Origin of the sequence: Parabacteroides vesiculifaciens (genome assembly GCF_049860805.1) — a bacterium.
In the GTDB taxonomy this organism is placed as follows: Bacteria; Bacteroidota; Bacteroidia; order Bacteroidales; family Tannerellaceae; genus Parabacteroides.
Genome location: NZ_CP187555.1, coordinates 4,434,157 through 4,459,938 on the forward strand (window position 1 = coordinate 4,434,157; position 25,782 = coordinate 4,459,938).

Annotated in this window: 23 protein-coding genes; 6 read left to right on the forward strand and 17 right to left on the reverse strand. The window is 42.3% G+C overall.

The window, feature by feature from the left end; translation table 11 throughout:
- Nucleotides 1-61: 61 nt before the first annotated feature.
- Genes ACPYIV_RS17530 through ACPYIV_RS17540 form a run of 3 tightly spaced genes read left to right on the forward strand, consistent with a single transcriptional unit; the run spans nucleotide 62 to nucleotide 2,055 of the window.
- Entirely contained in the window at nucleotides 62-445 is a 384-nt protein-coding gene (locus ACPYIV_RS17530; protein WP_004310825.1) for a MobC family plasmid mobilization relaxosome protein, read from the forward strand.
- Nucleotides 411-1,331: a relaxase/mobilization nuclease domain-containing protein gene (locus ACPYIV_RS17535; protein WP_004323657.1), complete on the forward strand. Its 921-nt coding sequence runs from the start codon at nucleotides 411-413 to the stop codon at nucleotides 1,329-1,331. The genes ACPYIV_RS17530 and ACPYIV_RS17535 overlap by 35 nt, the downstream gene beginning before the upstream one ends.
- A gap of 4 nt (nucleotides 1,332-1,335) precedes the next feature.
- Nucleotides 1,336-2,055: a hypothetical protein gene (locus tag ACPYIV_RS17540; RefSeq protein WP_004323656.1), complete on the forward strand. Its 720-nt coding sequence runs from the start codon at nucleotides 1,336-1,338 to the stop codon at nucleotides 2,053-2,055.
- Between the two features lie 52 nt (nucleotides 2,056-2,107).
- Here the strand turns inward: ACPYIV_RS17540 and ACPYIV_RS17545 are convergent, their stop codons facing one another.
- From ACPYIV_RS17545 to ACPYIV_RS17595, 11 genes are all read right to left on the reverse strand, one after another.
- Nucleotides 2,108-2,440 carry a helix-turn-helix domain-containing protein gene (locus ACPYIV_RS17545; RefSeq protein WP_004323655.1) on the reverse strand — a complete coding sequence of 111 codons (333 nt, stop codon included), beginning with the start codon at nucleotides 2,438-2,440 and terminating at the stop codon, nucleotides 2,108-2,110.
- Nucleotides 2,441-2,570: 130 nt separating this feature from the next.
- Nucleotides 2,571-2,990, reverse strand: coding sequence for a hypothetical protein (locus ACPYIV_RS17550; RefSeq protein WP_004323654.1), 420 nt, complete (start codon nucleotides 2,988-2,990; stop codon nucleotides 2,571-2,573).
- Nucleotides 2,944-3,195: a hypothetical protein gene (locus ACPYIV_RS17555; protein ID WP_004323653.1), complete on the reverse strand. Its 252-nt coding sequence runs from the start codon at nucleotides 3,193-3,195 to the stop codon at nucleotides 2,944-2,946. The genes ACPYIV_RS17550 and ACPYIV_RS17555 overlap by 47 nt, the downstream gene beginning before the upstream one ends.
- Nucleotides 3,196-3,281: 86 nt before the next feature.
- A complete protein-coding gene (locus ACPYIV_RS17560) occupies nucleotides 3,282-3,572 on the reverse strand; it encodes a hypothetical protein (RefSeq protein WP_004323652.1) in 291 nt (96 codons plus the stop codon).
- Between the two features lie 14 nt (nucleotides 3,573-3,586).
- On the reverse strand, nucleotides 3,587-4,009 hold the full coding sequence (locus tag ACPYIV_RS17565; protein WP_004323651.1) for a SecDF P1 head subdomain-containing protein: 423 nt from the start codon (nucleotides 4,007-4,009) through the stop codon (nucleotides 3,587-3,589).
- Between the two features lie 16 nt (nucleotides 4,010-4,025).
- A complete protein-coding gene (locus tag ACPYIV_RS17570; protein ID WP_004294812.1) occupies nucleotides 4,026-4,439 on the reverse strand; it encodes a hypothetical protein in 414 nt (137 codons plus the stop codon).
- A gap of 30 nt (nucleotides 4,440-4,469) precedes the next feature.
- Entirely contained in the window at nucleotides 4,470-4,901 is a 432-nt protein-coding gene (locus ACPYIV_RS17575) for a GNAT family N-acetyltransferase (RefSeq protein ID WP_004323650.1), read from the reverse strand.
- Between the two features lie 99 nt (nucleotides 4,902-5,000).
- Nucleotides 5,001-5,543: a Crp/Fnr family transcriptional regulator gene (locus ACPYIV_RS17580; RefSeq protein WP_004323649.1), complete on the reverse strand. Its 543-nt coding sequence runs from the start codon at nucleotides 5,541-5,543 to the stop codon at nucleotides 5,001-5,003.
- Nucleotides 5,544-5,552: 9 nt separating this feature from the next.
- Nucleotides 5,553-6,125: a Crp/Fnr family transcriptional regulator gene (locus ACPYIV_RS17585; RefSeq protein WP_004323648.1), complete on the reverse strand. Its 573-nt coding sequence runs from the start codon at nucleotides 6,123-6,125 to the stop codon at nucleotides 5,553-5,555.
- Nucleotides 6,126-6,372: 247 nt separating this feature from the next.
- Nucleotides 6,373-7,512, reverse strand: a complete 1,140-nt coding sequence (locus ACPYIV_RS17590; protein WP_005644680.1) for a PDDEXK nuclease domain-containing protein — start codon at nucleotides 7,510-7,512, stop codon at nucleotides 6,373-6,375.
- 25 nt (nucleotides 7,513-7,537) lie between these two features.
- Nucleotides 7,538-8,761 carry a site-specific integrase gene (locus ACPYIV_RS17595; protein WP_004323157.1) on the reverse strand — a complete coding sequence of 408 codons (1,224 nt, stop codon included), beginning with the start codon at nucleotides 8,759-8,761 and terminating at the stop codon, nucleotides 7,538-7,540.
- Between the two features lie 479 nt (nucleotides 8,762-9,240).
- On the opposite strand from ACPYIV_RS17595, the gene ACPYIV_RS17600 reads away from it, so the two are divergent.
- The 3 genes from ACPYIV_RS17600 to ACPYIV_RS17610 all read left to right on the forward strand — a co-directional run bounded on the left by ACPYIV_RS17600 (nucleotide 9,241) and on the right by ACPYIV_RS17610 (nucleotide 14,756).
- Nucleotides 9,241-10,401 (forward strand): acyltransferase, encoded by a 1,161-nt coding sequence (locus ACPYIV_RS17600; RefSeq protein WP_293731918.1) that lies wholly within the window; start codon nucleotides 9,241-9,243, stop codon nucleotides 10,399-10,401.
- Nucleotides 10,402-10,488: 87 nt separating this feature from the next.
- Nucleotides 10,489-13,518, forward strand: a complete 3,030-nt coding sequence (locus ACPYIV_RS17605; protein WP_425884310.1) for an ATP-binding protein — start codon at nucleotides 10,489-10,491, stop codon at nucleotides 13,516-13,518.
- 26 nt (nucleotides 13,519-13,544) lie between these two features.
- Nucleotides 13,545-14,756: a sugar MFS transporter gene (locus ACPYIV_RS17610; RefSeq protein WP_293731916.1), complete on the forward strand. Its 1,212-nt coding sequence runs from the start codon at nucleotides 13,545-13,547 to the stop codon at nucleotides 14,754-14,756.
- A gap of 73 nt (nucleotides 14,757-14,829) precedes the next feature.
- Here ACPYIV_RS17610 and ACPYIV_RS17615 read toward each other — a convergent pair whose 3' ends face one another.
- The 6 genes from ACPYIV_RS17615 to ACPYIV_RS17640 all read right to left on the reverse strand — a co-directional run bounded on the left by ACPYIV_RS17615 (nucleotide 14,830) and on the right by ACPYIV_RS17640 (nucleotide 25,756).
- The gene (locus ACPYIV_RS17615; protein WP_293731915.1) at nucleotides 14,830-15,711 is read right to left on the reverse strand and encodes a PfkB family carbohydrate kinase; all 882 of its coding nucleotides are present in this window, start codon (nucleotides 15,709-15,711) and stop codon (nucleotides 14,830-14,832) included.
- Nucleotides 15,712-15,787: 76 nt separating this feature from the next.
- Nucleotides 15,788-18,901 (reverse strand): FAD-dependent oxidoreductase, encoded by a 3,114-nt coding sequence (locus tag ACPYIV_RS17620; protein ID WP_425884312.1) that lies wholly within the window; start codon nucleotides 18,899-18,901, stop codon nucleotides 15,788-15,790.
- Nucleotides 18,902-18,977: 76 nt separating this feature from the next.
- Entirely contained in the window at nucleotides 18,978-20,633 is a 1,656-nt protein-coding gene (locus tag ACPYIV_RS17625; protein WP_293731911.1) for a RagB/SusD family nutrient uptake outer membrane protein, read from the reverse strand.
- A 12-nt stretch (nucleotides 20,634-20,645) separates the two neighbouring features.
- Nucleotides 20,646-23,960, reverse strand: a complete 3,315-nt coding sequence (locus ACPYIV_RS17630; RefSeq protein ID WP_425884314.1) for a TonB-dependent receptor — start codon at nucleotides 23,958-23,960, stop codon at nucleotides 20,646-20,648.
- A gap of 143 nt (nucleotides 23,961-24,103) precedes the next feature.
- Nucleotides 24,104-25,093, reverse strand: coding sequence for a FecR family protein (locus ACPYIV_RS17635; protein ID WP_293731907.1), 990 nt, complete (start codon nucleotides 25,091-25,093; stop codon nucleotides 24,104-24,106).
- 90 nt (nucleotides 25,094-25,183) lie between these two features.
- Nucleotides 25,184-25,756: an RNA polymerase sigma factor gene (locus ACPYIV_RS17640; RefSeq protein ID WP_299362858.1), complete on the reverse strand. Its 573-nt coding sequence runs from the start codon at nucleotides 25,754-25,756 to the stop codon at nucleotides 25,184-25,186.
- Nucleotides 25,757-25,782: the final 26 nt, after the last annotated feature.

The following is a 25,782-nucleotide window of genomic DNA, read 5'->3' on the forward strand; positions in this document are numbered from 1 at the left end:
AGCAAAGAAAATTTCTCCCGTTGGTCGCAATTTTTAAGATACTATTTAAATGTAAAAACCTATGACGAATATAAAGGATAAGCCGGGGGGACGTCCGGCAAAGAAACGGATAGAGAAGCAGCAACGGGTAGTCAGCACGAAGCTGACCGAGTTGCAGTATTATGCCATCAGGAAGCGAGCCGGGGAAGCCGGGTTGCGTGTCAGTGAGTATGTCCGGCAGGCGGTTGTTTCGGCAGAGGTCATACCCCGGCTGAATAGGCAGGATGCGGACACCATCCGCAAGCTGGCAGGGGAAGCCAACAACATCAACCAGCTGGCGCACCGAGCGAATGCCGGAGGTTTCGCACTGGTGGCGGTGGAACTGGTGAAACTCAAAAACAGGATTGTCGAAATTATAAATCAGTTGTCGGATGATTGGAAAAATAAAAAAGGGAAGCGGGTTTAAGGGCTGTGTGAACTATGTGCTTGGTAAGGAGCAGGCGGTTTTGCTTCATGCGGACGGGGTTCTGACTGAAAGCCGGGGCGATATAATCCGCAGCTTCTGTATGCAGACCGGGATGAATCCCGATTTGAAGAAGCCTGTCGGACATATTGCGTTAAGTTATTCGGCAGTGGATGCACCCAAATTGACAGACGAGAAGATGGTACAGCTTGCGCAGGAGTATATGCGTGAAATGAAAATCACCGATACGCAGTATATCATCGTGCGCCATCAAGACCGGGAACACCCACATGTGCATATCGTGTTCAACCGCATAGACAACAACGGCAAGACCATTTCGGACAGGAACGATATGTACCGTAACGAGCAGGTATGCAAGAAGCTGAAAACCAAACACGGGCTTTATTTTGCTGGTGGAAAAGAACAGGTAAAGCAGCACCGCTTGAAAGAGCCGGACAAGTCGAAATACGAGATTTACACGGCTGTAAAGAACGAAATCGGGAAGTCCAAGAACTGGCGGCAGTTACAGGAGCGGTTAGCGGAAAAGGGTATTACTGTCCGGTTCAAGTACAAAGGGCAGACAAGCGAGATACAAGGTGTTTCCTTTTCCAAAGGCGAATACACGTTCAAGGGTTCGGAGATAGACCGCAATTTTAGTTTCTCCAAACTGGATAAATGTTTCGGGGATGCAGGACTGAATACGGTCGGAAATCAACGGCAGACAGCTTTTACACCCGTTCGGGAGCCATTGCCGACACAGGGAAAGACTGACAGTCCGTTGATAACTGGCTCACTCGGTCTGTTCACCGCTTCATCGCCCCCTGCGGATGAAGAACCCAACTTGAATTTAAGAAAGAAGAAGAAAAAGAAAAAACAACTTAATTTGTAAACACATGGAGAAAAATTTGATTTTAGAGGGGCTTCTCTCAATGGTTACAGAACTGAAAGAGAAGCAGGAAGCACAGGTAACGCCAGCCAGTCGGGAGGAAACTCTTGAAAGGCTGAACGCAATCGAACAGGTATTGTCGGAATTGCACAGCAACCCGGCTATTCCCGAAAAAGATTTGCAGGCTATTCAAAGCCAGCTTGACGAGATACGGAACGGGATGCAAAGTCAGCAGAAACATATCGAAGACACCAAGAAAATAGTATTGGAAACCTACCGTTGTTTCAAGGTAATGCTTGATACTTTGGGCTCTTGCAAGACGGATAAAGAGGAAGCTGCGCCCTTACCGCTCTATCAACGGATTTACAACAAGGTCGCTTCTTGGATTCGTCCGGGATTGTTCCTTTTTTCGGCAGTGCTGGTTATCTGTTCCGTTTCCATATTCTTGAATATCCGTTTGGCTGAACGTATGCAGCAGTTACAGGACAACGATATGAAATACCGCTATTTGCTGATGCAAGGACAGGCAGACGGGGAAACTTTTGATATACTGGAAAACAAGTTCAAGTGGCAACGGGATAACGGCTTTATCCGAAGTCTGACCGATTCAGTGATGGATTTTGAATACCGCATCCAAAAGCAGGCGGAAGCACTGGAACGTGCAAGGCTGTTGAACGAGCAAGCCGAACAGCTAAAGAAAGAAGCTGATAAGCTGGGTAAGCCATAAACGGGGAAAGCCGGGATGGATGAAGCACATTCACCGTTCCGGCTTTTCAGATTCACTTCTTTTTCTTCGTACAGTGTTCTTTCTCGAACTGGCGTAGCGTGGTGACGCTGAACCTTTCCTTGATGAACTCCCGGACATCGGAAGCCTTGTAATACACTTTTCCGCTGATAGTGAAGTATGGCAACGCACCGATAGCCCGGTAGCGTTGCAGGGTTTTGATGCTTACTTTGAACAGCAGGCACAAGTCTTGATTATCCAATAGGTTATCATCTTCGGGCAGTACCCTGTCTGCATTGCGTAGTACCCGTACATCTTTGCAGAGTTCTTCCAGTTTGGCATACAGCTTCTGCATCCATCCACCAAATTCGTCATTGTCTATATACATAATTGCTTCATGTTTCAGATTATACATTCTTGTTTGTCAATCGATTGATGAAGCAAAGTTCTAAAAACGGATACAAAGAAATTACAGGAGAACTAATGGAGTCCCCTATAAATAAATCATAAGTTGCTGATTATCTATATCCTTTCTTATCATGTTCATTTTTGATTAGGTTTGCCAGTCCATTAAGAAATTCGGTGAGTTTGCCCGGCTTCCGTTTTATCACGTCCTCATGTTTTTGGTGGCAGTCGCTTATCTTAATGTTAAACAACCATTCAAAACCTTTGGATAAGTCCACTAAATAGGCAGGTTTACCGTTCTGATAAACGATGTCTTTGGAGAGGAATAAGCCGCTTACCACTTCCATGATATTGATAAGGGTTGTTTTGTCGGCGAGGTAGAGAGGGGAAAGGGGCTGTTTATTGATGCGTTGCTGTAGTTGTTCCGGGTATTTGATGCGCCATTCAATAAGGCGTATTTCAGTGTTCAAAAGTCCTATCGCTTCATCAATTAAATGCAAATAGGGCATTTTTTTCTTGCTCAAACCGTACACGATACGATTTAAGACGGTGTAAACCAAAGGAAAAATAGCGAAGTAAAATACTGTAATCCTGTTCGTTGATACCAAAATCGGCTACATGCGTAGCCAATTCCTCAATAGCTTCTGTAAACTCCGATGCAGAAACTTTACGTTGTGAATATTCCGACAATAAGCGGAAAAATCGCTGTTCTAAAATTAGATTCATGTATGTATTCATATAAAAAATAAGCCTTAGCGAGACTTAGGAAAAGGCTTATTTCAATTCATAATATTGTAATCCGCAAGTTGTTGTTTTGGGGGAATTTAGAAAAATAGTTTATAGCAAAGTAATCCCAATAAAAATAGCACTAAAAGGCATATTGTAAGAAATATATATATCCTAAACATATATATTTGGTCTGATTGCTCCTTTTCTATGGTTTTTTTACGGATTTCTTCTATCTTTTCAATGGAAACATTGGATAAATCAGCATTTTTACCTTTGCCTACAAGATATTTGTGATGTTCTTTCATCCTGTCTCTATTCAACTTGCGAAGCTCACGGTTCTCTTTGTCCCGTTGTAGCATATCATTTATGCAACCTAATGTTCCCATTTTCCAGTTAACATTTAATTTCCAAACCTTGATATATCAATTTCTTTTTGTAGTTCCCTAAAGATACGTTCCAAATCATATCCATGCGGATTGGAAATTTGGAAACATCCGCTTTCTATGGGGCTATTAACCTGAGGGGCAGTTATCACTGTGTCATTGAAAACGAAAGCGATGTACTTTCCTACACTCTTTGTTGTGGCTTCTCTCCATATAGGCAATTTATCTTGGAGGAAGACACCGGTAATGACCGAGTGTCCAAAAGCATCAGTTTCCAAACGTAAAGAATCGAAATCCTTAACAGTAAGGAAAGGTGTTTGTGAAAGGCTGTCTGTAATCTGTGATGTTACGTAGTACCAGCCGTTTATCCGGTGAAAGGATTTTGTCTGCATACAGGCTGTCATTAGTAGGCAGAAAAAGAGAATTGTTGAAATCTTCATATCCGCTATTTTTAGGTTAATACATCTTCTCCAACGTCCACACCATCTTATTGGGATTATAGGCTTCCATTACGAGGTGTGTTCCTGTGTATTCCAGCACTGTCCACGGACCTGCTATGTTGTCGAACGTGATGATTTTTCCATTTACTTGGTAAGTAAAATCTGTGTTCCACATATATCCGTCTTCTTCGTTCGTCCTTGTATAAATGCCTTCTGATTCGTTGGTAAACTGAAGAATGGATTGTTTTGTGTAGTCTATCTCATCTTCGATATTGTACACGGTCATTTGCGCTTGCCAAGTAGTTTGCTTCAGGGCTTCGGGGGTGAAGACAGAAGTAGGGGCATCATCGTTACTACAATTTGTCAGACATAACATGGCGCAAATAATGAATGTGGAAAGCACCATACATAAAGTAATTTTCTTTTTCATCTTATCTCTATTTTAAGTGATTGACAATAATTATATATTTCTCTTCATAGGGATACTAACAATACCTTTATTAATCTCTTTTTCACCCACTTTTTTGAAGCCTAAAGATGTATAAAAAGTTTCTGCATAGGTTGAAGAATTAACTGTTATATAAGTGAAATTACAATTGCTCATCATATAGTCAAATAGCGATTTCCCTATTCCTTGCCGATGATAGTGTGGCAAGACAAAGAAGAGGGATATATGTTGCCTTTCCTGATGTACACCGATTATTCCTATCAATAAATGATTGTCAAAAGCACCATATATGTCAAGTGTATTCATCAACGATGTGTCATACACGAAACTTTTAAAGGTTTCAATACCTTCTTGGGTGAAATCATTCCTGCCACATTCCATATATACTTGATAGGACAAATCAGCAGCATTATTATATTCTTCTTGTGTTAATTTACGTATCATATCAATGTTATTAAATCATGAATGCAAAATACGGAAGAATAAAGAAAAAAGGTCTTGACAATTGTCAAGACCCCGGTATAATGGATGTTAAAAGATTGGCTATTTCTCCAGTTTGCGGCGTATGCGGCTAATGGTTTCCGGTGTAACCCCTAAGAATGAAGCGATGTTTTTCAAAGGAACTACTTCTGTCAAGTTCCTGTATCGTATTTCAGGCGTACAATATGAATCAAGTAATCGTTCATATACCATTTCAAATAGACTCTCCGCCACATGCCTTCCGAATCGTTGAGTTTTCATATCCGTTTCCCAATATTCAATAATGTCATGACGGGATATTTCATGTACAGAGCAATCTGTTATAGCTTGAATATTCACTAATGATAAACTACCTTTCATAAAAGAAGAATAGTCACAAATAAATTCATCCGTAAAAGAGTATCCTACAATATGTTCTTCTCCTTCCTTATCTATATATGTATATTGGAATGTACCGTTTTCTACCCACCCGGCAAAACGTTCTATTTCATTCTGACGGATAAAGAAATTTTTTTTGCGGTATATACGTTGCTTCCCTTTTTCATGAAATAAATCTTTTACGAGGGAATAGTCTAAATTGTCGAGGTATGAATTAAAATCTTTCATTGTCGTAAGCTATTTATTCAGTCCACGGCGTATGCGACTGATTGTTTCCGGTGTGACTTGCAAGAAAGAGGCAATCTCCTTTAACGTAATGTACTCTTGAATATCGGGGCATCTATTCAATAAGTCAAGATACAGTTCTGCCGTGGTCTTGCAGTACATATCTATTAATCTATGATACATTAATAAGTATGATTGTTCAATAAGAGTACATTTTACTTGCATGGTTTCTACATTTGTGGCAAAGAATTCCTCTACTTTTAAATAGGGTATATAACAAATCTTTGTATCGCAAACGGCTTCAATTGTTACTAATGACGGTTGATTAGGTGCTATAAGTGTGCATAAACTTCCTGCAAATTCTCCGGAGAAAGTATATCCTACTATGTGTATATTTCCTTTTTCATCCACACGAGTATATCTCAATAAGCCGTGTTCGATATAAGCTCCTCGATGATTCACTTTGCCTTGAATAGTGAATTGTTCACCCTTTTTGAGTTCGATATAAGTGCCATGTTCCAAAATGAACTGCTTTAGCTGTTCTAATTTCGAATGGTTGGCATATTGTGAGTTAAAATCTTCCATACTATAAACTAATTGCAATTAAAATATAGAATAATCTCGTGAGTTGTTCTCTTAAAAAGCAAAAATAGATTCCTGACTTTATCAAAACATCTTCCTCCCTTTTTATAAATCCATTTTATTGTGAGTTTAGTTTATGCTTTTGTATATATATCCAAAACGAACTAAACTTATTTCTATTGACTGAAAGTATATGCTGGCGAAAAGAAAAAAAGTATTCTTCTTTTCGCCAGTTTTTAGGTTTGTTGTTCTAATAGTTTGAAGAAGAAATGAACTCCTTTATTTCTTCTTCGGTTGGAAGCTCTATCCTATACTTCTGTACAAAGATATTTGGGTCTAACCCGGCAGTGGCATACTTTACTAATGTATCTCCCTTTTCGGTGCAGAGCAAAATACCGATAGGCGGGTTATCATCCGGCTGCATCACTTCTGCTTTAAAATAGTTCAGATACATATTTAGTTGCGAAGCATACTCATGGTGGAACTTGTCTATCTTCAATTCTACAATAACATGACATTTCAAAATACGATGATAGAACACAAGGTCGGCAAAGAAATAATCTTCATCAATCAAGATGCGTTTTTGCCGGGCTTCAAAGCAGAAGCCATGTCCCATTTCCAATAGGAAGCGTTGCAAGTTGTCAAGAATGGATTGTTCCAAATCGTTTTCCGTCACTAATGCACGTTCATTCAACCCTAAGAATTCCAAAGTAACAGGTGTATTGATAACATCTTTAGGTTGTAATAAGGTTGCTTGTTGCTGGACTAAAGCGGAGAGAGCTTCTTTGTTTTTGGATAGTCCGCTACGTTCGTAATATAAAGATGCGATTTGTCGCTCCAACTCCTTAACAGACCAGCAGCCACGAATAGTTTCCATTTCATAGAAAGCACGTTTTACCGGGTTCTCAATTCCCGATATAGTGTTTAAATGGGTGGAAGATAATCTATTGAATAATCTATCAGCCGGAATCATCCATGTTTCGGTTTGTGGGTATTCTGTTGATAGTTTCCAAACGCCATTTTCAGATTCGGCGGTCACCAACCGCCGAATTGGTTCTGTGAATTCGGCGGTCAATGACTGCCGAATTTGAATTTGTGATGCAATATATTGTGTAACAGGTCCTTTTAGTTGTGGATAAACAAGGTACAACCGCCTAAATTCACGGAATCTACGTTCATTCAGACCTTTTGTTTTCAGTTGTTGTTCCAGCTTCTTCAAGAGTTGTTCACCGTAGGCGGCACGGTCTTCTCCGTTCTGCTCAAATTCTACGATATAGCACCCCATAAGCCAGTTACGGGAAGTAAGGGCAAGGTTTACAGCGTGTGCGGCTTGTGCCTGCAACGTGTTCTGTATCGTGCTGATATGTTTTACTAATGCTTCAAAGTTCATAGTTACAAAGATAAGTCTTTTATGGTTAAAACTTTAGTTCGGGTAAGCTGTTTATTGCTTCCTCTTTCAATTTATCCACCGCACGGGTGTACTTCTCCGTATGCTTCAATCCGCTATGCCCTAAAAGGCTGGCTACGGTTTTGATATTTGCCCCATTGTTCAGAATGTTCACAGCAAACGAATGCCGGGCACAATGCCAGCTTATATGTTTGTCTATCCCAGCTCTCTTTACCCAACGCTTTACTGATTTACAGCAACTTTCGTAAGTAGGTAAATCGAATATCAAGCAGTTTTTATCTGCCGGGGTTTCACCAATGATAGACAATAGACCATCATTCAGGGGAATAACCACACCACTACTGGCAGAATGTCCCTTTGTCTTGCTTTGTTCAAATTTCAATAACCGATTAGCGTAATCCACATTCTTATAGGTAAGGTCTTTTACATCACAGAAGCGCAGACCGCAGTATAAGCAGAAGATAAAAGCACGTCTAACATTCGGGTTCTCGTTGTCATAATGGCAAGCCGCCAACTTTTGTATTTCTTCGGGAGAAAGAACATCTTTTCGAAGCATTTGGCTATCCACTTTACAGGTAACACTTTTGCATGGGTCTTTCAACATTACATCGTGGTCAATCGCATATCGAATAACTTTCTTGAAACGCTGGTAAATGCTTTTAGCACCCTCACCCACACTTCGGGATTGCAGATAGGTTACAAACTGTTCCATCATTTCTTTGGTGATAAGTTCCGGTTTGATACTAAACTCATTCATGGGGTATTGCTCTTTTAAGAAGTCTTTAAAACGGCTAAGCGCAATTTGCACCATGCGAATATCTTTCTTGGTATAACTGTTGATATAGGCTTGGAAATAGTCTAAGAAATTGACCGTTCTATCTTTTTTCAACCGATAGCCCAACATACTTTCTTTAAATTCCTGCTCACGCTCCGCACGTATCTTTGTGGCAAGCTCCAATGTTTCTTTGTTCTGCTGGCGTTCCGCAGGGGTACGGGGCTTATCTATCAGATACAGACTAAGGTTTTCTTTTCGCCTGTTATGCTTTACTGCAAACTTGGGTTTACCTTGCATCTTTCCACTATCATAGTACACTTGATTGCCGTTTTCATCTAATACGGGCTTTTCCTCTCTACCTAAATAATACTCTAAGTAAAGGCTGATTCTACCATCCGAGAGCTTATTTTGCTCTAACTTGGGGTTTTCTTTCGTTTTATTTTCTAACTTTGCCATTGTTTAGAGGTTTTATCCCGATTTAGGTACCATAACCGGGTGATTACGCTAAACAGTTGATTTTCTTTTGTTTTCCGATATTGCAAAGGTACAAAAGAAAATGATATTTCAAAGTGTACTAAAAGTGTACTGAATAACGGAAAATGGGCAAAATATGGCAAAAATAGAGAAAATAGGAAATACTCAAGTGATTGATAATAAGGAAGATAATTTCTTTTATTTTCCTATGATTTCTATGGCTTGTACCGGCTCTGGGTACTAATTAAAAGCTAAGTGTTGATAGTCAATACTTAGCTTTTTTTCTTTCCTCCTGTTTTTCCGTGTAGGCTGTATGTTTTTGGTAGAATCGGGTAACGTGCTTTTTTGCTCTAAAGCAAAACTTTATTGAGGGAGATAACCTATCTTTGTCGCTCCTAATGCCTGTCTGCGTGGTGGGCGGTTCTTAACTTGGAATATAAACTTAATAAGATGCTAATATCATGATGAAGAGTCAGAATCCAGCAATCGGCCAATCGCACGTCGTTTGGTTGGATGTGGTACGTTTTGTTGCCATGTTTACCGTGGTTTGTTGCCATAGTGCAGATCCGTTTAACTTTTTTCCGGGCGAACCGCCTGCCAATATCGATCAGATAAAGTTTTGGGGGGCAGCCTATGGATCGTTTCTCCGTCCCTGCGTCCCCCTGTTTGTGATGATTACGGGAGCCTTGCTGCTGCCGGTGAAGGGCGATACTTCCGTCTTTTATAAGAAAAGAATCAGCCGTGTCTTTTGGCCTTTCCTGATCTGGTCGGTGCTCTATAACCTGTTCCCCTGGATAACCGGACTGTTTGGTCTGTCACCGGAGGTGATTTTGGACTTTTTCCCCTATTCGGGCGAAGAGGTGGCTCGCCAATCGTTGGGTGTTTCTCTAAGATATATTGCGGAGATCCCATTGAATTTCTCAATTGTGGATGTGCATATGTGGTATATTTATCTATTGATCGGGTTGTACCTGTACCTGCCTATTTTCTCCGCCTGGGTGGAAAAGGCCTCCGAAAAGGCCAAGTTGTGGTTCCTGGTTGCCTGGGGCGTGTCGACGCTGTTGCCTTATTATTATCAGTTCGTTTCGCCTTATATCTGGGGTGGTTGTTCCTGGAACTCTTTCAATATGTTGTATTATTTTGCCGGATTCAATGGTTATCTGCTTTTAGGCCATTATCTGCGCAATCACGACTGGAGCCTGAATAAGATCCTATTGGCCGGAATACCGATGTTTGGGATCGGCTATGCCGTTACCTTCTTGGGGTTCCGTTATGTAACGGCTTTGCCGGAGTACAGTGACGAATTGCTGGAACTCTTCTTCACCTATTGTTCGTTGAATGTGGTGATGATGACGATCCCGTTCTTCCTGTTGGCAAAGAAGGTGAACGTACGATCCGAAAAGATCAGGAGCCTCCTGGCAAACCTGACGACTTGCGGGTTCGGAATCTATATGGTACATTATTTCTTCACCGGTCCGGGTGTTGTGCTGATGCGTGCTCTGCATGTCCCGGTCGCCTTGCAGATACCTGCCGCCGCAGTTGTCGCATTTGGCGTTTCCTGGCTGATTGTTTTCGCGATTTACCGGTTGATGGGAAAGAAAGCCAAATACATTGTAGGGTAGTATTTGTAGCTCAAATACGGGAATAGGGGGGCTTCGGTATGAAAAAATGCACTACTTTTGCAGATATAGTTTAATAACAACGAGGTAATGATGCTAAACAGCAAGTCTATAATCGGCGAACTACTAATAATTGTATTTGTTTTTACTCTTTCCCTTTCCTCTGCGAAAGCAAGGACGGCAAACGTAGAAGGTCAGAAGGTTTTGGTCATTAGCTCTTACTCTCCGATCAAGGAAGTAGGAAACCATTTGATCGCCTCCTTTATTGATCATATGAGAGTCGATTCGGAAGCTAAAATATTTGTCGAGTATATGGACTGCGAGGCTTCCCCCGTCTTTGATACCTGGGTGGAATGGATGCGGCAGCTTTTTGCCGCTTATAAGGTGAAGCCCGATGTGGTTGTCCTGCTTGGAAACGAGGCCTGGTCTTCTTATCGGGTTACTTGTGTGGAGAGTTGGCGTGATGTTCCGGTTGTTTTAGGTTACGTAAAAGGGGCATTTGTCGATTATGAGAACCTGGGCAAGGAGCAGTTGTCTTTCGTCGCAGACATGATGCCGATGAAAGAGTCGTTCGGTGATTTCAAGGTAACGGGATATTCCTTTAAAGATTTTGTCATAGAAAACCTGTTGCTGATCAAAAAACTCCAGCCTCATATCCGGAAAGTGGCGTTTTGCTACGACAATCGTTATAATGTCGAGCTTTTCGAAACTTATTTACATAGCATTTTCAAGCAGATCGATTTGTTCGAGTTCTATTATATGGATGGCAGCAAACTATCTACGTCCCAATTGCTCGACTCTGTTGCCGTTATGGACGAGTCTTATGCTATTTTGTCGGCTGGATGGTATACGGATGCACTCCGGAACCCTCATGCCTATTCGATGCTGCACAATGAGCTGGCTCGCTATACATCCAAACCTGTTTACCAGATTATGGACCAGGGTGCGTCTAATATGAATTATATCGGCGGTTATTTCATTTCCGGTGAGGATCTGGGCAAAGATCTGGCATCGTTGACCTATAGCGTCCTGACTAAAGGAATCGAGCATAGCCCGGCTTTCCAATTCACACCTTCGCGGCCCAATTATTATATTAATTATCCGACGTTTGTAGCAACAGGGATTGATCCTTCCTTATTGCCTGAAAATACGGTGTACTATAACGAAGATCCTTCGTTGTGGCAGGAGCATCCGGTAGAAGTGGTCTTGTTAATCTGCTTGATAATCCTGATGGTGATTATCTTTATCGGCATCCTGAATTATAGGAAACGCAAGGAAGAAACCTATAAGACGGCAAATGCCAAAATGATGGAACTCTTGAGCCGCATGCCAGACATGGCGACCATCTATGATTCCGATCTGAATTTGGTGGATATCGTGAACCCGGAGAACCATATCTGGAATGGCATCGACACGAGAACCTTGGTCGGGAAGAACCTGAAGGATCTTTATTTGGAATATCCGCAGTCAAAAGAGATGCTGGATGAAATCATCCTGCATGTGAAGCGGACGGCCGAAACCGGCGAGGTGACCGTCTTTAACTGTAAATACGGGAAAAAGGACCAGGTCAAATATACAAAGGCACGCGTTGTGCCGTTTGGGAACAATTCGGTTATCTGCTTTACCCACGACGTGACCTCTTATGTCGTTGCCGAGAAGGAAAACCTGCGTTTAAAGACATTCCTCCAGTCCATCATGGATAACCTGCCGGTCGGGTTGTTTATCAAGGATGTAGGCAATGAATACCGCTATCTGTTTTACAACAATAGAGTCTGCGAATTCTATGGAGAGACCTTCGACAGTATGCTTGGAAAGAATGATTTTGAAGTGGATGATCCGAAAGCGGCTCTTTTCAGGGAAGAAGATGAACGGGTTTTGAAAAGCGACAGGCCGATCTCCTTTAACCGCGTGTTGTATGATGACGAAACCGGATTACCCGTACGTTGGGCGGTTACAACCAAAACACGCCTGGAAGATAAAGAAGGGAATATGTATATCGTCGCCACGATGGTCGAGACAACAGATATCCGCCGGAATGAAATCGAACGGGAAGAAAGCAAACTGCAACTGGACTTTACCCTCGATGCCGCCCAGATTATCTCATGGGAATATAATGCGGAGGACCGCATTTTCTATTCACCCCGGTCTACCGTGTTCGAAGGGCTGACGATATCATTGGAAGACTACCTCACATTCGTACATCCCGAAGACCGCGACTTGCTGCGTAGGGGTCTGGAAAACCTGTCGTGCGGTAAGATACATTTGATGGATGTCCAGATCAGGACGAAAGTGCCTGCCTTAGGGGATCGCTGGTTTGAAATGCATGCCGTTCCGTACGGGCGGAATGAGGACGGGAAGATCCGTAAGCTCATCGGCCTGAGGCGCGATATCACAGACCTGAAAATGACGAATGAACTGATCCGCCTGCGTAACAAGGCCGAAGAAGCCAACCGGCTGAAAAGCGCTTTCCTGGCCAATATGAGCCACGAGATACGGACGCCCTTGAACGCGATTGTCGGTTTCTCGAACCTGATCGCGATGGCGGAAGAGCCGGATGAGATCGGTGAATACGTTAAGATTATCGAGATGAACAATGAGCTTTTGCTCCAGTTGATCAACGATATTCTCGACCTTTCGAAGATCGAGGCTGGTCAGATGGATTTCAACTATTCGGCAGTTGACCTGTCCGCTATATTCAACAACCTGCAGCAAATCTATAAGTCACGTGTGAAAGAAGGAGTCGATCTGATCTGCCGCCTGCCATCTGACACCTGTGTGATCTATTCGGAAAAGAACCGTCTGACGCAGGTTATCTCCAATTTCCTCAGCAACGCCTGTAAATATACTTCGGAAGGCTCTATAACAATGGGGTACGAAAGGACGGGCGATACCTTCCGCTTTTATGTGACGGACACAGGTAAAGGCCTTGCCGAAGAGAATATCCCGCATGTCTTCGAACGTTTCGCTAAGTTTGACAGCTTTGTGCAGGGTACCGGATTGGGGCTTTCCATCTGCGAGTCCATCGTACAATCCCTGAACGGTAAGATCGGCGTGGATTCGCAACTCGGCAAAGGTTCGACATTCTGGTTTACGATTCCGTACAATCCGGTAAATGAATAAATGAGTATAAAACAAATAACAATAAAATGGAAAAAGTAAAGAAATCGTTGGTAAAGAAAGAGTATCTGGTCCCTTTTGTATTAGTCACATCTCTGTTTTTCTTATGGGGGTTTGCACATGCTATTTTAGATGTGCTGAACAAGCATTTCCAGGAGGCGCTTGTCATGACGAAGGCTCATTCCGCTCTGATCCAGGCAACGATGTACACGGGTTATTTCACGATGGCTATCCCGGCCGGACTTTTTATCAATAAATACGGATATCGCCAGGGCGTGGTGTTCGGTCTCATCCTCTATGGGATCGGATCGTTGCTTTTCATTCCGAGCGAACAATTGATGTCGTTCAACTTCTTCCTCTTTTCCTTGTTTGTGATCGGTTGCGGACTGACATTTTTGGAGACGGCAGCCAATCCCTACGTGACGGAGCTTGGGGATCGCGAGACGGCAGCCAGCCGTTTGAACTTGGCACAATCTTTTAACGGGTTAGGCTGTATCTGTGCGCCGGTGATCGGTGGAATGCTGCTGTTTTCTGGTAACGGAGAGGCTAACATTGCTTTGCCCTACACCGTGATGGGCGTTGTCGTCCTGTCTGTCGCCCTTGTTTTCTTCCGCATCCGCCTGCCGGAGATCGACCATGACGATTGTGAAGAGACGACAGCAGAGGCAAAAGCCGGATTGAAAGGATTGTGGAAACACCGTTGTTTCACCTGGGGCGTGATGGCCTTGTTCTGCTACGAAATAGCGGAAATATCGATCAATAGTTTCTTTATCAATTATGTGACTGACGATGGGTGGATGGATGCGCATGATGCTGCTATCGTCCTTTCCTTCGGTGGATTGGGTCTGTTTATGGTCGGACGTATTATCGGTAGCTGGATTATGAGTTATATCCGGGCGGAGAAGGTCTTGTTTATCTGTGCTATCTTTACCGTCTTGGGTGCTCTGTTCGTCACCCTGAATTTAGGTGCCCTGTCGAAAGGTGCTTTATTTGCTTGTTATATCTTCGAGGCTATTATGTTCCCGACCATTTTCGCTATCTCGTTGAGAGGGTTGGGCGACTATACCAAGCGTGCTTCGTCCTTCTTGATGATGTCTCCGATAGGTGGAGCGGTCGGACCGTTATTGATGGGCTATGTGGCCGATATCTCGACGATGTCGTTTTCATTTGTTGTGCCGCTGTTTGGGTATGTCGTGGTACTTATTTATTCCTATATGGTGATGGCTAAGAAACTGCATTGATTTATGATTTCAGATTTATGATTTATCAGTGATACATAGCTTATAAATCATAAATCTGAAATCATAAGTCGTTTCACTTATTCTTTTCGATAATATCCCAAACGTCTTTCTCCGTTCCTCCGAAAGGACCGGATGCCTCCAGCTTGATTGTACACATGGCGGCGGCAAAACATCCGGCTTCTTTGTATGAAGCCCCTTTGTTTCGCATATACAGATAGCCGGCCATATAGGTATCGCCACATCCCGTAGCGTCCACAATCTCTGTTGGAGGATAGGCGGGTATCTCATGATATTTGCCGTCGGCATAAATGACGGACCCCATACTTCCTAATGTCAGCAATACCTCCTTGACACCCCAGTTAGCTAATTTCAGAGCAGCTTCGCGCGGATCTTTGCACCCGGTGAGAACTTCCGTCTCGTGTTCGTTGGCTTTCAGGATATGGATGTATTTTAGTGCCTCCTTCTTTTCCGGCCAGTCTACGGCGAAAACTTTCTCACCGCGAACTTCGCGCAAGTAACCTTGGGCATCGACCGACAGCATCCCTTTGGTCGATAAATATTTGATCACGTCTAAGGAAAAATCGTCCGCCAGCAAACTTCCCAGGTGGTAGATTCGGGCATCGACATCCTGTAACCCTTCCACTGTGAACGGATCAGCTTTAGCCAATACCCGCTGTGTCCGGTTATTCTGGTTCTCGCCATATGTATTCTCAAAGTAGACGGAATGGGCACTGGGCAAAACTTTGACATCGATCCCTTTCCTGCGTATTTCTTCTACCGCATCCATTTCGCTGGCAGCAAGAGCTGTTACCAACAGAAAATCGGAAGTGTCTAAATTGCTCATCCCATGCGCGAAATAGAAGGATGTCCCTCCCGGCATATGTAGTGTTCTTTTCGGCGTTACAATCTTATCCAACGTAATGTGGCCGATACAACAAAGATTATGTGTATTCATATTACTTATTTAATCAGAGTGCAAAAGTAGGAAAAAAACAATTATACATAGGCACTTGGCTTATAATAAGAATACTTTATAACTCAATCTCTTTGGAGAAAGGCGTCGTTTTGCTTAAGAAACTTTTCTCTGTATTAATCAGGTTAGTCCATTTGTTAGAGTCGAATTTCATATTTTTTTTAAGGATCGCAGTCAACTCCTGGTTGGCGAAAAGTCTGAAATCCGAATGTACATCTTTCAGATATTCTATCAAAGTTTGAACACCTTTGATAGAGCCGCACCGAGCCAGGGCTGCTGCAATCGATAATTCCAGAAATCCACCATACAGCCTCCATCTGGTCTGATTACAATCGGTTGTCTGGTAACCGATGATATCAGGATTCGAAGCCAACTGTTCAAGTCCTTTAATAAAGAGGGGATCAGGTGTGCGTTCGATATAAAAACAGAGATTCAGAATGCGGTTATAATATGGGATTAATAGCAAATCGATTCTATTCCTGTTATAAGCGTCGCTTGCCTTGACTTTTTCTCCTCCTGAATGTGTCTCGCATAGTATCCGGTTGATAATCCGGTTGAAATCCGAATGACCGCACATACCGAGCAGTGCGATATCCTGGTTAATTTTCCAATACAGGTTGTCAGCATTATATTTTTCGAAATACTGTTGTGGATGTCCTGTCTGGACCTCGTTGACAAAAAGCTGTTCCAATTCGGAAATAATCAATCCGGCTCCTTCCGCATCTTTAAACCAGGCCAATGCTTTAGCTATCAAAATCGATTTGTCTTTCTTATATGCTTTTCTCAGAAGGGGATGGATATCCTGTTTTGCTCTTCGGCAGCATTTGAATAAATATTCGTTATCTCCTTCAATTAGTTTGTTCACGATATCCTGTGCTGAGAGTTTTTCCTGCGGATGGTTAGGCAATAAAAGCCCACTTTGCAGCCATTCTTTTTGTAGTTGGGAAACAGAAAAATCTCTTGGACGTTTCTGTTGGCTGATAATAGAAGCCGCAATAATCCCCGTCGCATATCCGAGTAAATAAACATCAGCGGACATACGTGTGAATTGCAGTGCGTTATGTGTCTGGCTGATGCCTCTGCCGGAAAGCAAAAGGCCGTCGATCGTTTTAGGAACAATGGCGCGATAAGGAATATTCACCGTGATCTGGTTGGAATGAGGTAACAGGAATGCACAACGTGAATATTCGGAATGGCCAAAATGATGGGGGTCGAAATCGCTGTGTGCATTGATAATGGTATCTTTGAACCATGTTTGTTCCAATGCGTCGATTAGGTTTAACTTGTATTCACCTTCCGGCCTTCTGGATTCGCGGACGGTCAGCATGGGATAGAAGTCGTAGAAGAATGATTCGTAATGGGACAGATATAAACCTCGCTGCAACTCTGTTATCTTCGTGTTGTCGATAATATCGTAGTCTTTGTTGATTGTTTGCATAGGTGCATTTTTACTTTTGAAAGGGAGGTCCCATTGGCTGTAGTTCTGGGTGGTATGCATTCTTGAATTTCCGATTTCAAAGTTCTCCCCTGCGAAATAGGCGATATCTCCATCACCGGTTGCATCTACCGTAAGTTTAGCTTCTACCCATTTCAATTCACCGTCGACACATATTGCGACTTTTTCCAGTCTCTTTCCATTGGTTTGGGTGCCACAGATAATAGCACCGTTAATCATACTATAGTCATATCGGTTTAAACTACGGACACTATGGACGCACCTGCAAATACAGTTGACCGATATGTTGTAGTCTTTGGCTGTTTGCCGTATCTCTTTTTCCAATGCTAAAATATAGGAATGTTTGTTTTGTCCTAAATAATAACCGGTCACCCCTCCCATCGTCTTACTTCCTCCTAAATCATTGAAATATTCGATGATAAGAGGTTTTGCCCCTTTTTCTGCGGCTGATAGGGCCGCTGCTATTCCGGCAGTTCCTCCTCCGGCAATCAATAGGGGATGATTGACTATGGGGAGTTGCATATCCTGGATTGAAAAAACAGTCAGAGGAAGTGTGTGTCCATATTCGCTTATTGTTTGGTTTGTAGGAGCGTTGAACGGCTTGTTTTTCCCTCCCGCATAATAAACAGTGTTCATGGTTCTCCGGGTATCATGCTTTTTGTATCTGCCGATACTGTATTGTGCTTTTTGAACCAATTCGAGAATAGAATTATAGCTGTGTTCTGCCGGGTGGCTTTCGGTGCAAGTATAGTCTTTGAGGGGGATATCCGGGAGTTTGTAATTGTTCAGATAATAAGAACATTCCTGTGCGTAATAACGCAACTTGGCATTTGCCAGGCCTTTTGCCAACAAAGGGAAGTCCTTACTGATTTGTGTTGCGATAAGTCTTGCTTTCTGTTCGATCGCACTTAGATTGTCTGTCTCAACAGGAAAATTGAAAGATAAGAAATACTGGTCCGGCGATTTCTTACCGGGATGTATTTCGAGTCTGTTATCTGAAAGACCATAAGAAGAGCTAAGAGTCAAATATTTGCCACTTAAATATTCCGCGTCCTGCACTTCCATTACAAACCCGGCTTTATCAGGTTTATAGGGTTGTCCGAATAAACGTCGTGTAAATGAGTTGTTGTCCGAAGCATCAATGAACCCCGTAGTGGGAATGGAATAAACTCCTTGCTTGCAAGCGGCGATTATTCCTGAAACCTGCTTTTTCTGATCGGAAATGATGCCGCAAACGTCGGTCATTAATAATAGGTCGATATTATTGGTGAGGAGAGAGCGGAGCAATCCCTTTTTCAAGCTTCCTGCAAACAGAAGTGTCTCGTCTCCGATAGAACTGTTGTAAGGTGCGCCGAGTTGAGTATTAAATATCTCTTTCTTTTCTCCTTTGGGGAAGAACAGTTGGATCAGGTTATCCGGCCATTTTTCGTATCCGGCCGTATTTAACCATAATTTTCTCTTGGCTGTAATATCATAACCGGGAGAAGTTCTTTTATCGATGACCAATACTTTCATTCCTTGTCTGGCCGCTTCGATTGCCGCAAAACAACCGGAAAGCCCGGCTCCGTTTATGATCAGGTCATAGCCGTTTTGTTCTGTCGTATGTTGGAATGACTGCGATATTTCTTCCATAGCTTTTGCGTACGAAAAATGATTATTGATTAACACGCCTCCTAATGCCGCTATGTTGATGTGGATGAAGTCTCTTCTTTTCATATAGTCTTAAAATTGATTGTTTATGCTTAAAGTTTGCCATGAAATACAAATGTCTGTATTTCATGGCAGTTCTCAATTAATAATTGGGGTTTTGTTTCAGATTCTTATTAATATCCAGTTCTTTTTGAGGAATCGGGAACAGATAGTCTCTATCAGGGTTGAATGTTCTGTCATCGAAAGAGCGTAATGCTTCGGCATATGTATCATATTGAGGCATGCCGTTTTTATCGAATGCCGGAATGTAGTGGGGTAGGTAATCCCTTACAGGCCTTCCATACAATTTACCGTTCATTACGGATTCTGCAATTCTCCACCTTCTGATATCAAAGAAGCGCAAACCTTCCATCGCAAATTCAACCTTTCTTTCCTGTCGAATCAGCTTCCGGATATTCTCCTGTGTATCCGGTTTGATAGCCGGCATTTGTGCCCTCTCTCGGACTAACTTTAAGGCTTCATATCCGAGATTATCCATTCTTCCTAATTCATTGACCGCTTCCGCATACATTAATAAAACTTCTGCATAACGGATCAGGATGATATTCAGCTCGCTTTTCAGTCGAAAAGTTTGTTCTTCATCCGTGTATTTTCTCCAACAATATCCTGAGAATGTGGCATAGGGATTTGTTACGTCCTGATTGTTTCTGCGTACTGCAGGAGTTACATTGTAGTCCCAGCATTCCAAGCTGTCAGGATGCGTTTCGAACTGGTAGCCTTGGAATGTACTGCCTGGTACGACAACGGTTGCTTCCAGCCGTAAATCCCGGTTTTTGAATGGGGTGGCTGCATTGTAAAGACTTGATTTGTTAATAGGTAAACCGTCTGTGCAGTAATAAGAATCAACAAGTGATTGGGCCGGAACCTTATTGGAATACCCGGAAGCCATGCGTGAGAATAGATTACCGGGAACACCATGAGTCTGTTGGTTTACGCGCGAGTACTGTACGAAGAAAATAACTTCCTTACTTTGCTTATTCAGCTTATTGAAAAGATTATTGTAGTCGGGTTCCAGTGAATAAACACCCGATTCTATTACGCGTTTACTGGCATCGGCGGCAATATCCCATTTCCCGGAAAACAGGGCTTCCCTAGCTTTTACGGAAAGGGCACATCCCTGAGTGATTCTGCCGATGTCATCACCTGTATATTGTACCGGCAATAACTTGGCCGCATCCTCCAGTTCGTTTAATATGAATTCAGAAACTTGACTTCTGTCGGTCTGAGTCGGTTTATCGGTGATTGATTGGGGCTCGGTCAACAGAGGTATATTGCCAAAGAAGTTGACCAATAAATGATAGTGATAGGCTCTGAAAAAACGAGCTTCGCCTTCTATCCTCGTGTATATGTCAGGGTTCGTGATAGACTGTGCTTTATGCATATTTGCTAAAAGCATGTTACATTGGTTGATAACTGTGTAACTGTTGAACCATATTTTATTAAAAGTTTCATTTGTCGGAACATGAAGCCCTTCACCTAATAATTGCAGGTCACTGCCCTGATCACGGTCCCAACCGATATCGGAGGCACAATCCAGAACCAGGTTTAAAGGAGAGGCTGCTTGTTGAAAATACATACTTTTAAAGTAAATGCCGTTGATAGCCATCGTTAGTTCGCTTTCCGTACTATAGAAGGTCGCATCCGAAGGTTTATCCAATGGATATTTCTCTAAATAGTCTGAACATGAAAGACATCCTAAAGTGAATACGCCGATTATGAGTTTTATATATTTATTCATGGTGATTAGTTTTTAGAATTTTACATTAAGTCCGAATGAATAGATTTTCATCATGGGATAGAAATCGCCTCTGCCAATAGGGGCTTCCGGGTCGAATCCATCATAAAAGCCTGTAATGGTAAACAGGTTCTGTGCACTGAAGAATATGCGGCAGTAATCCAGGAATATCTTTTTAACTAACCGGTTAGGTACCGTATATCCTACCTGGAGATTTTTTAACCGAAGGTAAGATGCATTTCTGATCCAATACGAAGATACCTGTTCATTGTTCGGGTAGTTGAATGTTAGTCGTGGATAAGATGCATTCCGGTTTTCTTCTGTCCAGTGATCCTTATGCCATTCTTGCGCCGTACCTCCCATATAGAATGCCAATACCCCTTGTTGGTCGATGTATCCGTCTGCTTTGCCTACTCCTTGTAACAGAAAAGACAGGTCTATATTTTTATACTTTCCGTAAAAGTCGATGCCATACGTGTAATGTGGCATATAGTCTCCCATTATCACCCGGTCATCTGCATTAATGACCCCGTCTGCCTTATCCATAATACCGTCACCGTCTGAATCGATTGTCAGTTGGTCTTTGTATTTGATATCGCCAGGTGCCAATATCGTTCCGAATTGGGAAGCGTGGTCTTTGATCTCGTCCATGTTTTGGAATAATCTCTCTGTCTCTAATCCATAGAGTGAAGTAATGGGATAACCTTCCTTATGGATCGTCCGATCGTAAATGTAAGGCCCTGTTTCTGCCAGATCTGTTATTTCGTTATGGACATCCGACAGATTAACTCCGATCCCATATTCGAAATCACCTATTTTATCATTATATCTGAGTGTAATATCCCATCCTTTGTTTCTTACTTTGCCGGCATTTTGATAAGCCGGATTTAATCCGGAAGTTCCAGGTATTGGTAATTTCAGGAGAATATCGGATGTGTTTTTAACATAATATTCCGCAGTGACCGATAGTTTGGAAAAAAAGGTCGCGTCGAATCCGATATTCGTCATTGCTGTAGATTCCCATGTAATGTTGGGATTAGCTGCGTCTGTGACCGCTCCGCCCGGTGCTGAAACTGCACCGTTGAAAACATAATCCATTCCCAATGAAACGGACGATACAAATGGATAGTTCCCGATATCCTGATTCCCTAATTTCCCCCACGAGGCTCTTATTTTCAGATTATTGATCCATTCGATATCTTTCATGAAAGATTCTTCGGATATTCTCCAACCTGCGGAAAAAGAAGGAAAGACGCCATATTTTAATCCCGAGGCAAAACGAGAAGAACCATCGTAGCGAATGTTCGCTTCAAGAAGATATTTTTGGTTGTAGTTGTAATTTATGCGACCGAATACGGAGCGTAGCGCCCAGTCGCTGGCAGAACCTGTTGCAGCCTGGTTTGCCGGTGAACCGGCATTCAGCACTTCGTAGTTCTCCAATAAATATTGATCCCTGAATCCGTTCAACCAGTCTCCCCGGAAGTCTATTTGTTCGAATCCCGCCAGTAATGACAGGTTATGGGCATTGAACGATTTGTCATAAGTTACCAGAGCTTTCAGATTATTGGTGACATTCTTGCTGTACTTTTCAGTCATATTTGCTCTGTACGGAGTCGGATTGTATAAATCTCCGCTCGGATAGTATAAGTTAACCGTCTTCCCGAACTTCTTGTAGTGGACGAAATTCCATTTCGGTGCATATTGGAAACTCAGGTTAAGACCGTTTACTGGCTGGTAATTGACTTTGAAGTTAATGTTGGCGGAATAATTCTTCTCATGCGTCATCCCTCCATCGTTTTCTTGTGCCCAGGTGTTCGTCCCATCCCATCCGATACCCCAGGAACCATCTTCATTTTTGCCTTGCAGGTTATTGGGATAACGGTTGAGGAAATACCAAGGCATGCCGGCCGCAGGTGTCGCATTGTCATCCGTCATAAAGTAAATATCGAAATTGGCAGAAAGCCTTTTATGTAGGTTTATATCAGAATTCAATCGTAAGTTTACGCGTTCGTAATTCGTGTTGATTGTTATACCATCCTGATTCAGGTAAGAAAGCGATCCTAAAATACTTACTTTTTCACCACCTCCATTGATACTGACATGGTGGTTATGCTGCAGGGCTTTCTTTTTCAGCATGACTTTCCTCCAATCAGTTTCAGGGTAGAGGTCGGACGGCGCATTTTTACGGTATTCATCGATATATTCTTGTGTAAAAGGTTCTACTTTGCCAACATTCCGGTTTGCCTCGTTTATCATCACCATGTGATCATATCCTGAAACGTTTTGCGGCATGGATGTCGGGGACTGCCAACCGATGTAGTTGTCATAGTTGACTTTAAACGAACTCTTTTCTGCGCGGTTTGTCGTTATCAGGATAACTCCGTTTGCAGCTCTCGACCCGTAGATTGCAGCCGATGCCGCATCTTTCAAAACTGATATGCTTTCGATGTCACTCGGATCTACCGAATTGATATCCGATTCGATACCGTCGACCAGAATCAGGGGATTAGCAGAACTTAACGTGCCGATACCGCGTATACGGATGGTTCCGTTATCTTTACCTGGCTGTCCCGATGTTTGTTGGACGGTAACACCTGACGACATCCCTTGCAAAGCCATCGAAGTTTGCCCCACGGGCTTCTTTGCCAGATCCGATCCAGTGATGTTTTCAACGGAACCCGTCAGGTTGATTTTCTTTTGGACACCATATCCGACAACAACAACCTCTTCCAGATTTTGTGTGTCTTCTGCCAGCTTTATCTTTAAGACGGATTGATTACCCGCATGGATTTCCTGGGATAAATAGCCGATATAAGATATGACAAGAGTAGCTCCTTCCGGTATTTCAAGAGAAAAGTTTCCGTCTGCATCCGTGATGATGCCGTTGGTTGTACCTTTTTGTACTACATTAGCACCGATGATCGGTTCATCTCTGTTGTCAGTGATGGTTCCGCTCACTTTTTTATGCTTATCCTTTTGTACCTGGATAAGTTTGATTGCAATCGTATTTCCTGTCCGGGTATATTCCATCCCTTTACCGGGAAGAATGCGATCCAGTAACCTTTCAACCGGTTCGTTCTGGATGCTGATGGTAATATCTTTTTTATGATCGAGATTCTTTTCGATGTAAGAAAACCTGACATCGGACTGTTTCTCGATACTTGTTAATAACTCTTTGAGCGAAACGTCTTTAACAGATATGCTTATTTGAGAATTTTGAGCATAAATTTCTGCAGGACAAACTAAAAAAATAGAGATAAGTAGCAGCTGTATAAATCTGAAAATAGTATCTTTACACACTAAACTGCACTGAAAATTTTGATAGTACATAGATTTAAATAATTATTTGTTGATACTTAAAGCCTTACGTGGTGGTTCGGCTTCTGTGTTTAAAGTATTGACTTTGCCGGAGATCTGTATAGGTTCTCCGGCTTTTTTAAGAAGAATTCATAATGCTTGTTTTTTTAGAGTGATTACTTGGTGAATTTAAGAGATATCTCGTTCCCTGATTTCTGATATTCGAATGTATAATGTTGTTGCAGGTTTTTCAAAACCTGGATGATGTCGTTCTCATGATAACTACCCGTGAAAAGCTCTTCCGGATATTCTCCGTTTGCTGTTATACTGACGCCATAGAATATTTCCAATTGTCCGATTATCTCTTTGAATGGTTGATTCCTGAAAATCAGATCTCCCCGTTTCCAGGCCGTTTCGACTTTCAGGTCCGTGCCCATTACCTTGATTTCTCCCGTTGTATGGTTGTAGCGGGCTTTTTGGTTAGGGGAAAGATGTACTTGTTTTCCCGGACTTTTATAAGGGGTAACTTCTATGCTACCCTCGATTAAGGAGGCTTCGAACCATGAATCGTCCGGATAAGCATATAAGTTGAAAGTCGTTCCTAATACCTTTATTTGGATTTCTGCAGTTTTAACAATAAAAGGAGCATCTGCATCATGTTTTACTTCAAAATAAGCCTCTCCGGTTAGTTGGACGGTTCTTTCATTCAGAGAGAAAGAAGCCGGATAGGATAATGTGGATTCTGCATTGAGATAAACTTTTGTCCCGTCGGGGAGGGTGACGGATGCACGTTCTCCCTTTTCGGCTGATATCGTGTACATTTGCGCAATCGCAGTTTGTATGTTTATCTTATCTATATAAAGATAACCGGTTAACGAGATCAGTAATAAAAAGATTGCGGCAGCAGCTATCCTACCCAAATATCCCAATAAGCTTATCCTTTTTTGCGGTTGGATGATCTCCTCTATGTTCTTCGAGATAGTATCGAATGCCTCGATATTTCTTTCTCCGGAAACAGGGTAGGTAGCCCATAATTGGGATAAATTTTGTTCCAAAGAACGGTCATCCATCTTTTGGATAAGTGCTTTCAACCGTATGACTTCCTCACTTGTGAGTTGTCCGTATAAATATTTTTTGAATAATGTATTGATCTCCTCCTGAACCATAGTAATAGATTGTTTATAGGTAATACGATAGAAAGACGAAAATCTACTTAATGATTTCGTGTGTTGTAAAACATATCTTTGTTAAGGTCTTTACGAATGTAAGAAGAACATGAAAAACAGGGTGTAGAAAGTAGACATTTCTTTTCTCAGAATGCCTAATGCCTGATGAAGGTAATTATAAACAGACTGTTCGGATATTTGTAATTTGTCGGCAACTTCTGTGGCAGACAGTCCTTGTTCCTTTGCCAGTTCAAATATCTGAACCTGCCTTGGGGACAGCTTTTCTTTTGCTTTAGCCAAAGATTGATTGAACGCTTCAAAATCGAAGCTATCTTGTTCGTTGACGGATAATTGTTCATCGGAGCAATGAATCAGGTAATCTTCAAAAACAGGATTGTTGAATTGTTTTTTCAGTTGGTCCTTCAATTGGTTTTGTGCCATTTTAAACAGCCAGGCCTTAAAAGATAAATCCAGGTCTATTTTTTGCCGGTTGATCCATACTTTTATAAAGGCTTCCTGTACCAGCTCCCTGGTTTGTTCATGCGAACGGGTGAGTCCGAAGATAAAGCCATATAGCAAGTCAAAATATTGTTCATATAAAGAATTGAACGCTTTATAAGATCCCTCTTTTAACTGTTTTAAAATTTCCGGATGTTGACTCATGCTGGTGAATATGAATATATAAACGA

Coding starts and splice junctions, on each gene's coding strand:
- ACPYIV_RS17530 (WP_004310825.1), top strand. CDS start 62: ATGACGAATATAAAGGATAAGCCGGGGGGACGTCCGGCAAAGAAACGG.
- ACPYIV_RS17535 (WP_004323657.1), top strand. CDS start 411: ATGATTGGAAAAATAAAAAAGGGAAGCGGGTTTAAGGGCTGTGTGAAC.
- ACPYIV_RS17540 (WP_004323656.1), top strand. CDS start 1,336: ATGGAGAAAAATTTGATTTTAGAGGGGCTTCTCTCAATGGTTACAGAA.
- ACPYIV_RS17545 (WP_004323655.1), bottom strand. CDS start 2,440: ATGTATATAGACAATGACGAATTTGGTGGATGGATGCAGAAGCTGTAT.
- ACPYIV_RS17555 (WP_004323653.1), bottom strand. CDS start 3,195: ATGAATACATACATGAATCTAATTTTAGAACAGCGATTTTTCCGCTTA.
- ACPYIV_RS17560 (WP_004323652.1), bottom strand. CDS start 3,572: ATGGGAACATTAGGTTGCATAAATGATATGCTACAACGGGACAAAGAG.
- ACPYIV_RS17565 (WP_004323651.1), bottom strand. CDS start 4,009: ATGAAGATTTCAACAATTCTCTTTTTCTGCCTACTAATGACAGCCTGT.
- ACPYIV_RS17570 (WP_004294812.1), bottom strand. CDS start 4,439: ATGAAAAAGAAAATTACTTTATGTATGGTGCTTTCCACATTCATTATT.
- ACPYIV_RS17575 (WP_004323650.1), bottom strand. CDS start 4,901: ATGATACGTAAATTAACACAAGAAGAATATAATAATGCTGCTGATTTG.
- ACPYIV_RS17580 (WP_004323649.1), bottom strand. CDS start 5,543: ATGAAAGATTTTAATTCATACCTCGACAATTTAGACTATTCCCTCGTA.
- ACPYIV_RS17585 (WP_004323648.1), bottom strand. CDS start 6,125: ATGGAAGATTTTAACTCACAATATGCCAACCATTCGAAATTAGAACAG.
- ACPYIV_RS17590 (WP_005644680.1), bottom strand. CDS start 7,512: ATGAACTTTGAAGCATTAGTAAAACATATCAGCACGATACAGAACACG.
- ACPYIV_RS17595 (WP_004323157.1), bottom strand. CDS start 8,761: ATGGCAAAGTTAGAAAATAAAACGAAAGAAAACCCCAAGTTAGAGCAA.
- ACPYIV_RS17600 (WP_293731918.1), top strand. CDS start 9,241: ATGATGAAGAGTCAGAATCCAGCAATCGGCCAATCGCACGTCGTTTGG.
- ACPYIV_RS17605 (WP_425884310.1), top strand. CDS start 10,489: ATGATGCTAAACAGCAAGTCTATAATCGGCGAACTACTAATAATTGTA.
- ACPYIV_RS17610 (WP_293731916.1), top strand. CDS start 13,545: ATGGAAAAAGTAAAGAAATCGTTGGTAAAGAAAGAGTATCTGGTCCCT.
- ACPYIV_RS17615 (WP_293731915.1), bottom strand. CDS start 15,711: ATGAATACACATAATCTTTGTTGTATCGGCCACATTACGTTGGATAAG.
- ACPYIV_RS17620 (WP_425884312.1), bottom strand. CDS start 18,901: ATGAAAAGAAGAGACTTCATCCACATCAACATAGCGGCATTAGGAGGC.
- ACPYIV_RS17625 (WP_293731911.1), bottom strand. CDS start 20,633: ATGAATAAATATATAAAACTCATAATCGGCGTATTCACTTTAGGATGT.
- ACPYIV_RS17630 (WP_425884314.1), bottom strand. CDS start 23,960: ATGTACTATCAAAATTTTCAGTGCAGTTTAGTGTGTAAAGATACTATT.
- ACPYIV_RS17635 (WP_293731907.1), bottom strand. CDS start 25,093: ATGGTTCAGGAGGAGATCAATACATTATTCAAAAAATATTTATACGGA.
- ACPYIV_RS17640 (WP_299362858.1), bottom strand. CDS start 25,756: ATGAGTCAACATCCGGAAATTTTAAAACAGTTAAAAGAGGGATCTTAT.